This is a genomic window from Tunicatimonas sp. (assembly GCF_049647865.1).
Taxonomy (GTDB): domain Bacteria; phylum Bacteroidota; class Bacteroidia; order Cytophagales; family Cyclobacteriaceae; genus Tunicatimonas.
This window is the reverse complement of record NZ_JBARYM010000877.1, coordinates 1-8,201: the sequence shown is the minus strand read 5'-3', so window position 1 is coordinate 8,201 and position 8,201 is coordinate 1. Positions and strand designations below refer to the sequence as shown.

At 42.2% G+C, this 8,201-nt stretch carries 9 protein-coding genes; 5 read left to right on the top strand and 4 right to left on the bottom strand.

Annotation, left to right across the window (positions count from 1 at the left end; all coding sequences use genetic code 11):
- Positions 1–440: 440 nt before the first annotated feature.
- Together WBA23_RS25180 and WBA23_RS25175 are read right to left on the bottom strand one after the other, a co-directional pair.
- Positions 441–830, bottom strand: a complete 390-nt coding sequence (locus WBA23_RS25180) for a YccF domain-containing protein (RefSeq protein ID WP_424585040.1) — start codon at positions 828–830, stop codon at positions 441–443.
- Between the two features lie 207 nt (positions 831–1,037).
- Positions 1,038–1,712: a haloacid dehalogenase type II gene (locus WBA23_RS25175; RefSeq protein ID WP_424585039.1), complete on the bottom strand. Its 675-nt coding sequence runs from the start codon at positions 1,710–1,712 to the stop codon at positions 1,038–1,040.
- Between the two features lie 261 nt (positions 1,713–1,973).
- On the opposite strand from WBA23_RS25175, the gene WBA23_RS25170 reads away from it, so the two are divergent.
- From WBA23_RS25170 to WBA23_RS25155, 4 genes are all read left to right on the top strand, one after another.
- Complete coding sequence (locus WBA23_RS25170) at positions 1,974–2,519, top strand: hypothetical protein (protein WP_424585038.1); 546 nt, start codon at positions 1,974–1,976, stop codon at positions 2,517–2,519.
- Positions 2,520–2,613: 94 nt separating this feature from the next.
- Complete coding sequence (locus WBA23_RS25165) at positions 2,614–3,273, top strand: lysostaphin resistance A-like protein (RefSeq protein WP_424585037.1); 660 nt, start codon at positions 2,614–2,616, stop codon at positions 3,271–3,273.
- Between the two features lie 115 nt (positions 3,274–3,388).
- Positions 3,389–5,128, top strand: coding sequence for a site-specific DNA-methyltransferase (locus WBA23_RS25160; protein ID WP_424585036.1), 1,740 nt, complete (start codon positions 3,389–3,391; stop codon positions 5,126–5,128).
- A gap of 56 nt (positions 5,129–5,184) precedes the next feature.
- On the top strand, positions 5,185–5,796 hold the full coding sequence (locus tag WBA23_RS25155) for a hypothetical protein (RefSeq protein WP_424585035.1): 612 nt from the start codon (positions 5,185–5,187) through the stop codon (positions 5,794–5,796).
- Positions 5,797–5,831: 35 nt separating this feature from the next.
- On the opposite strand, the gene WBA23_RS25150 is transcribed toward WBA23_RS25155, so the two are convergent.
- Positions 5,832–6,296, bottom strand: a complete 465-nt coding sequence (locus tag WBA23_RS25150; protein ID WP_424585034.1) for a DUF2383 domain-containing protein — start codon at positions 6,294–6,296, stop codon at positions 5,832–5,834.
- Between the two features lie 789 nt (positions 6,297–7,085).
- Between WBA23_RS25150 and WBA23_RS25145 the strand changes: the two genes are divergently transcribed.
- Positions 7,086–7,697 (top strand): outer membrane beta-barrel protein, encoded by a 612-nt coding sequence (locus tag WBA23_RS25145; RefSeq protein WP_424585033.1) that lies wholly within the window; start codon positions 7,086–7,088, stop codon positions 7,695–7,697.
- Positions 7,698–7,771: 74 nt separating this feature from the next.
- Here the strand turns inward: WBA23_RS25145 and WBA23_RS25140 are convergent.
- The coding region (locus WBA23_RS25140; RefSeq protein WP_424585032.1) for a GyrI-like domain-containing protein at positions 7,772–8,201 on the bottom strand (430 nt) is incomplete at its 5' end.

Sequence of the window (8,201 nt, the reverse complement as noted above, 5' to 3'; positions counted from 1 at the left end):
CCTACGAATAGTAGAACTTTTACTTGATTTCTTAATCCATCCGAGCATTGATGCGTGGGTAACAGACAACTTAGTGCTTAGATACAATTAGTCAGGTGTGTAGTACTACAGTAGGGCCATCAACACTGTCAGGAGGTATTCAAGCATCCCTGCAAGCGTGCTAACGGTGTCAGGACGCGATCAAGTACTTCGGCAAGCGTGCTGACGGTGTCAGGAAGCTATCCAGTGTCCTGGCAAGGCTGCTGACGGTGTCAGGAAGCTATCCAATGTCCTGGCAAGGCTGCTGATGGTGTCAGGAAGCTATCCAGTGTCCTGGCAAGTCTGCTGACGGTGTCAGGAAGGTTGCCGGAACAACAGCCGCTCTCACTTACAAAGTGGCGAGGTAATCCTACAGATAGACAACTACACTCACCACGTAGCAGAACTGCATGGAAGGCAAATTATCGGCGGGGAGGGGTTACATCACCAAACTCATAGCCGAAGGGAGTAAAACTCAGTTTCATTAACTTAAAATGCTGCAACCCAAATGGTATGCCGATAATGGTTAGGCAAAGCACTAAGCCTAGCACTAGGTGGGTTAGAGTAATCCAAATGCCACCAATTAATATCCAGATGACGTTCAAAAGGGTAGAAATACCTGAACCGCGGTTGGGTGCATCCTTCACTTCGTTGCCGAAGGGAAAGAGACTAGCGCCGGCCAGCTTAAATGATTGTATTCCGAAGGGGATGCCAACGATAGTTAGGCACATCAACAGCCCTGAGATCAGATACTCTAAGGCAATAATAAATCCTCCCAAAATAATCCAAAGTAGATTTCCAATAAAGCTCATGTAGGTGTAGTAGTTGAGGTAATAGTTTCTATTGTTTACGGCAAAAATTAAGGAATTGTTTGCGTTCCATAAGATAGTCTGCAGTTGATAGTCCACTGTCTACAGAACAGCTAGGGTGTAAGCATGATAGCAAAGCGTCTTAAGAATTAACTATTAAACACAATTGCTAGATAATACGTTGCGAATCCTGGTTTGGTATCTGGCATATCATGTAGAGGAGATTAAAGTTCGTTGCAGTTCTTTAAGCCCCGCTATTTCATGGTCAGCTGAGAAGCCGAGCTGTTCAGGAATGTTGCCCCGGTTAATCCACACGGTAATGAGACCGAAGGATTTAGCTCCGGCTACATCCCAGGGGTTAGAGGTAACGAAGGCAATTTGTTCAGGGGGTAGTTGCAAAGTGTCTACCGCTAGTTGGTATACCTGCGGTGCAGTTTTAAAGGTTTGTAGTGTATCGGCGCTTAGTACCGCTTCCAGGTAACTATTTAGTTGGTTATTTTCTACGGCTTGTTCTAGGAAGCTAGGGTCAGCATTGGATAGAATTGTCAGCCGATGCGTTTGCGATAACTGTTGCAACACACCCGGCACATCCGGGTAGGCTTTCAGTACACCGTAGCGGTGGAGCAAATCCATGCGGATTTCATCAGTGAGTTTCACTTTGGCTAGCTGGCAGGAGTAAGTGAGCGCATCTTGAGTTACCTGCGAGAAGGGGGCGTACCGTTGCATTAGTGCCCGCAGCCAAGTATATTCTAGTTGCTTCCGCCGCCAAGTTGTACTAATTGCCTCTGCTTGTTTACCGAAGTAGTGCGCTAACCGTTCGTCCAGCGAGTTGATGTTAAACAACGTGCCGTAGGCATCAAAGACAAAGGCGTTAATCTTATCCATAACTATCAGTTGGTTCGTGCAGCTTGATTGAAGAAACGCAATACTACCGTCAAATCAAAGTGGCCCTTATCTTGTGGTTGCCAATATTTTACTACTCTCGGGCGATAAGGTTTGGGGATGCGCACGACCATCTTTTTGTATAAGTACCACCAACTACTACCTATGTAGTTTTTCTGCTAATAATGACGATTTTGAGCAACAGGTTGGGCTTATATTGTGTGTTAAAAGACAGGAGCCATTATGCTAATGCATGCGTAAAATATGGTTTACTTTATCCTTTATGATAAAAAAATGGAAGAATTAGCATCATGTTCTAAGTGTAGTACGCCACTGGGTGCCGAAGATGTTTTTTGCCCCAACTGTGGTTATCCCGAAAAAGCCGATCAATCGGAGCAGGATAAGTATGAGTATCGGATTAAGATTAAGCAAGATGTAGTAGACGATGCTAAGAAGAAGCTGAAGAACGTAAAAATTGTGCTGTATATTATCATTGCTTCAAATGTTCTTTTTGGCCTGTACTACTTATCTGAAGAAGTAACCTTTGTTGACGGAATAAGCAGCTTGGTTGCTGCTCTGATATTTATTGGCTGTTTAGTATGGGTAAACAAAAAACCCTTAGTCGGCATATTGGCAGCATTTGCCTTATGGATACTGCTCCAGTTGTCGGTAGTACTGGTAGATCCTGCGCTACTCTTCCAGGGGCTTTTTGTTAAAATTATCTTTATCGTAATATTTATCAAGGGAATTAGTTCAGCAAAGGATTACCAGGAGTACTCTGCTCAATTAAAAGAATTGAATGTTAGCTGAAGTTCCTAGTCAAGAGACCTGTCCTAATTGTGGAAGCTGGCAGAGCGCTAATTTCAATTTCTGCGGACAATGCGGTCAACGAAACCCCTCGTTGATGAAAAGAGCGGTAAAGAACAACCAGAAATATCGACGCAACCTCAAGTACCTCTCAGTTTACACCATTCTTTCTATTATTCTCTTGCTGGTTGCTGCTTTCACAGAAGACTCCTTGGAGATTTTGGTTATCTGGACGGTTGCATTCGCTATTATTGATCTGGTCTTCGCGTACCTACAACCAACCGTTTGGACACTTTTTTTCTCAAAAATAGAGTTCAAACCCCTCATGTTAATCGTAATAATTGGAGTTACTACCGGATTCCTCGTTTCCTTATCAATGGATAGCTTAAATCTGGTGCTATTTGAGGAAAGCTATACTTCTCTACCACTGTTTGAGGACGCAGCCAACCCACTACTGCTGAACTTGGTCATTACTGCTATGTGTCCCGCTATTTTTGAAGAGCTATCATTCCGAGGCTTCGTTTTTACTAACTTAGATCAGATTGCTGGGCGAAAATCAGCAGTCTGGGGTTCAGCATTCTTGTTTGGGTTGGTTCATTTCTCACTGCTCAGTCTGGTTTGGCTTATTCCCTTCGGGCTCTTGCTTGCGTACTTTAGAAATCGGTACTCAACCTTGGTTTACGGTGTTGTCGGGCACTTCACCCATAATGCCACTACTATTCTGCTTGAGTACTATGGTTTACTAGGGCTATCGTAGCCAAAGCTAAGATGAAATTCTAACATCATCCGTTATTTTGAAGTAATCGCCTGGGCTTTTTCATTCTGACTAAGAAAGCGTAATTTAAGCCGATTAATCGTAGCCTAATTTTCTTTTGGATCAACTCAAGATATTATTCGATGCTTTGATTGTTCCGCCTAATGAGCGGTTTGGCTTGGTATGGGAAGAAAGTGATCAACCCGAAACGGTGGTGGAAATGGCCGAGCAAATGTTTCCGGCCCTAAAACCAGTACCTTCGTTAGACATTGAAGGGGAAAATGAATCACCTGTTCATTACATTATTGAGGGGGATAATTACCACACGCTCTCGGCACTAACTATTACCCACGCCCAAAGGGTAGACGTTATCTACATTGATCCACCCTACAATACGGGGAATCGGCACTTAACCTACCACGATAATCGTAAGGATAAGTCTTCTGCCAATCGGCATAGTAAGTGGCTGAACTTTATGTACCATCGTCTACGATTAGCACAAGAACTACTAACCAATGATGGAGTGCTACTCATCTCAATTGATGATCGGGAAATGGCTCATTTAAAACTGTTGTGCGATGGTTTGTTTGGCTCCGATAACTTCATTGGAAACTTTGTGTGGGTAAATCGCACCACTCCTAATGATGCCGCCAATAAGTTTGCCACCGATCATGAGTACATTTTAGTTTATACCCAAGACCGGGCGAACTTTCAACTGAAAGGAGTACCTAAAGATTTTAGTAAGTACGTAAATCGGGACAACGATCCGAACGGACCCTGGATGCCGGATAATCCTTCGGCAGCTTCGGGAACGGAGAAAGATCGTTTTCCCATAAAAAATCCCCATACGGGAGAAATATACTATCCGCCCGACGGACGCTACTGGGCTTTTGCCAAACGGCGGGTAAAAGAATGGAAAAAGTCAGGTAAGCTGGTTTTTCCCAAAGAATCAGGTAAACGCTTCCTGCTGAAGAAGTATCTTTCGGAATTGAGGAGCGAGTACAATCCTGCTTCATCCGTAATTAATAACGTGCTTACCAGTCACGGTACTAAGGAGCTAAAGCAAATTTTCGGTTCGGGCAGCCCTATTAAATACCCTAAGCCTACTGTTTTACTCAAGCACATTTTAGGGCTAATTAATAAGCATGAAGGTGTATTTCTAGACTTTTTTGCCGGATCAGGCACTACCGGACAGGCCATTCTGGAGCTCAATGAAGAAGATGGCGGAAGTCGGCAGTGTATTCTCTGCAACAACAACGAAAACAACTTATGCCGTAATGTTTTGCATCCTCGTCTACAGAAAATCAGCGAAGGATATACCGTAGATGCTACGCAAAGGGAAACACTTTACGAACGAAAGCTTACGGTTAATACGCTAAAAAAGACAGGGACTTACCTACAAGAAATAACAGCGATAAGTGAGCAGTACCAAGATTCCTACGACGAGTTAAAGCAATCCTTAAAGGACAATATGCTACGTTTAGAGGGGGTTAGGAAAAAACCCGTTACGGTAGCGGGAATACAGGCTTCGTTTAAGTACTTTCAAACCCAATTTATTCCTCCGCAGGATACTCGAATCCGGCAGGCTTGCGCCCATTTACTGTGTTTGCGGGAGCAAACCTTTGAGCCAATCACTATTACGTTACATTATCATATTTATAAGAGTCAGCATCAAGTAACTACTATTTGCTTTGAAGAACCTTCTAGCTGGAAGCCACTGAAAAAAGCCTTACCTAAAGGCTTAACAATAAAATTTTATGTGTTCCGGGAGAGTGATTACAGCCTAGTAACTGACAACTTTTCAAAAGCTAAAGTGGAATATGCTCCTGATAAAATAAAGCGATTGTTTACATCGTAAGCTTCCTATCGCAATGGCTCAGCAATTAAGCAGTAGAAGCTGTTTCTTGAGAGGCTATGAAATCTCAAGGAACATCATACTATCAAGATCGAACTTTCACTGATTTTGTCCATCGGCAAATTGCCCTTCCTCAAGTTTACCTTCCAATAGGCTGGGAACCTTTTCGGCTGAACAACGATGAGAAGGAAGAACTAGATATTCAGCACGGCATTGACCGAGTATTTAGCCAGCCCGATGGGAGTTTGGTGACCGTTCAGGAGCGTTTCCGGACCGGTCAGTACGCTACCTATCAAGATATTACTTTTCGGTATCGGCGCGATCAGCACTCAGATAAGACAAGACGCTATTCAGAGTTTTATAAAATCAAAGCTGACTATCTGCTTTATGGTATTTTAGATAGTACAGAAAAAGACACGAAACAACTTCATCAGGCTACCTTCCAAAAAGTGGTCTTGCTACAACTGGCACCACTATGGGAGAAGCTAGAGAATGGAGAGGCTACGATTGATGAAACTCGAGCCGGACGTTGCCGCTGGCAAGGTGGTAAGCTTATAATTCCGGTGAACCATAATCGCGATGGCTCCTCTAGCTTTATTGCTTGGGATATCCCCCTTATTGCAAAACACTGGCCCCAAGTAATTGTCTGGCAACAAGGGTTTTTAGCATAAAAAAACCGGCAAGCAGCCGGTCACAAATCTCTATACTAAAAGTTTAGTACGGGTGTTCGCTCATCAGGCAGTGCCCTTAAATCGAGCACTGTGAGTCGGATATACTCTAATTGCCCCATCAATAGCTGGTGAGTAGATTCTTTAACCTTATACTGAGCTATTCGTTGCTTCATAGCTTGCAAAGCATTTATCTCTATTTGCAGGCAACCACTTAGTGTTTTCTCGACAGTGTTAAGCACCAGTAAGAGATCAGGTTGAGCAAATGCATTTTGAATAGGACCATCTACCTGTCGGGATGCTTGAGGCTCACCACCTAGGCTCAAAATTTCTTCTCGAACTATTTTTTTAAAATTGTCGCGCTGTTCAGATAGGTTCATAAACAATCCCTTCAATGAAGGATCGTCTAACTGTTCAGCTGCCTTCCTGTAACCGCGCTTAGCATCGCAGTTTTCCTTTAGCAGGTCATTCAGGGAATCTACTACACTCTTATGTACTTCCATAATACTAAATCAATGCTGTTTCTAATAAACTTTTGGTAATTAACACAAAAAAAATAAATAATGATTATAAACTTTTAAATAATTTTAGAACAATTTTAGCATTTATTACAATACATTTAATATAAAATTATTCAAAGTAATAATTGAACAAAAAGTTAAACGGTATAGGTAGTAGTTTCCGTAGGTTATCGTAGCGTTAGCAATTTCCGTGCAATATTATATGCTTTGTTAATATCTGCTTACTGAATATATTGTGCTTTGCCTCAATTATAAAATAATTATTTTAATAAAGCACAATACTCAGATAAAAATATTGCCATAATCAGTATTTTTAAATTTTTATACTGATTTTTTTAGAGTCACATTATCTCTATTGAGTAGTAGTAAATTTGAGGAATTCTCAACCAGAGTGGGCAATATTCTACCCCAACTATCATAATTTAACTATTAGTCAATGTATTGTACGGATATGTCAACTCAAGGGTATACTTTTTTAGCGGAAATTTGGTATTGCTCGTAAACTAAGCGCAGTTAGAGTAAAGATGGCTAGCTTATTTAGGGCAGATCGTTCTTATTCTTGCTTCATCCAGTAGGGTTTTAGATTTATTCTAAGCTGTTATTTTAGTTCTAGATGGGTAGACTAAATTGTTTAATCTTAATTCTATTTTAGAATGATATAATATTAAGGAGTACATAGCATTCTATGCTTGTGTACAAGAATTAGGCGCATCTTTATATAATAAATGGGTATTGCTTATCGTTTTCTGGGTACCAAAAAGCTAAATCCCCATGAAGCGATGCATATTCCCATTGCTGTTACTGATTTCATTTGCTAGTATTGCTCAGCAGTCTACTTTCGGGATACTGGGTGGGGCTACCATTAGTGGTTACACATCTTCAGAGATTTTTCAAAATTCCGTGCCGTTGGTAGGAGTATCATTGGGAGTCTACCGGGGTATTACGCTTACCAAGTCGCTGGCTCTGGAACCGGGGCTATATTTTACGCAGCGAGGGATTAGTCACGGAAGTTCCATCTTCTCAAACTCGAACCGTAATAGGCTTTCGTATTTAATATTACCCGTAGTGATGCGGAAAAATTTAACCGATAATTTCAGCGTACACATTGGGCCGTATCTGGCCAGTTTCATACACGGTAGTTACCGGTATCCCAACAATACTTTTTCCGAAAGGTGGAGCACTTGGGGAATATTAGGAGGAGACCGCAACATCCCTGACGCACAGTTTGATGTAGGTTTGCAAGCGGGATTACGCTACATCCTTTCCTCTCAGTTCGTTATTAATGCTTCTTACGAACTGGGCGGTGCTAAATACTTGCAACGGGTAATCAGCGATGGGCCGTTCCCTCAAGTTGTCACCGTATCGGTAGGCTATCAGTGGTAGATCCAGATAATTTGCCTTTTCCAGCTTATTACTCTATTGTAATGAAAGTCTGGGGCTGCTAGTAAAAGCGTAATTTATTCTACTGCCACCAAGAAATCTACTTCAGCATCACTGGGGTTCATTGCCTTCGGGCCAAATACCTCAAAATCGGCGGTATACCTTCGGGCCAGTTTGGTCTCCCATATTTTTGACCAGTGATTGACAATCAGTCCTTTGGCCAGATCACCTTTAGCCGTAGTTTTCATATAATTACCGCCGTCAAATGACCTCCCAACCATTCCCTCCGCGATTTCGCTCAAGCTATTCACTCTACAGCCCAATATGGCTGTATAGGGCTGCGTGTGATCGCCCTCGTAGTCGGTGTACAGCGAATAAATGGTATCATCCACCTTATTAGGAATTTTATTCAGTAGGTTTTCTGACATAAATTTGCTCCATAGTAGGCCAATATCTTGAGCGGCCCGCCCATTTTCATTGGTAGTTCTTACTGAGATGCCAATAAGT

Bases quoted from the DNA above. Each gene is read 5' to 3' on its own strand.
- WBA23_RS25180 (WP_424585040.1), bottom strand. From the start codon at position 830: ATGAGCTTTATTGGAAATCTACTTTGGATTATTTTGGGAGGATTTATT.
- WBA23_RS25175 (WP_424585039.1), bottom strand. From the start codon at position 1,712: ATGGATAAGATTAACGCCTTTGTCTTTGATGCCTACGGCACGTTGTTT.
- WBA23_RS25170 (WP_424585038.1), top strand. From the start codon at position 1,974: ATGGTTTACTTTATCCTTTATGATAAAAAAATGGAAGAATTAGCATCA.
- WBA23_RS25165 (WP_424585037.1), top strand. From the start codon at position 2,614: ATGAAAAGAGCGGTAAAGAACAACCAGAAATATCGACGCAACCTCAAG.
- WBA23_RS25155 (WP_424585035.1), top strand. From the start codon at position 5,185: ATGAAATCTCAAGGAACATCATACTATCAAGATCGAACTTTCACTGAT.
- WBA23_RS25150 (WP_424585034.1), bottom strand. From the start codon at position 6,296: ATGGAAGTACATAAGAGTGTAGTAGATTCCCTGAATGACCTGCTAAAG.
- WBA23_RS25145 (WP_424585033.1), top strand. From the start codon at position 7,086: ATGAAGCGATGCATATTCCCATTGCTGTTACTGATTTCATTTGCTAGT.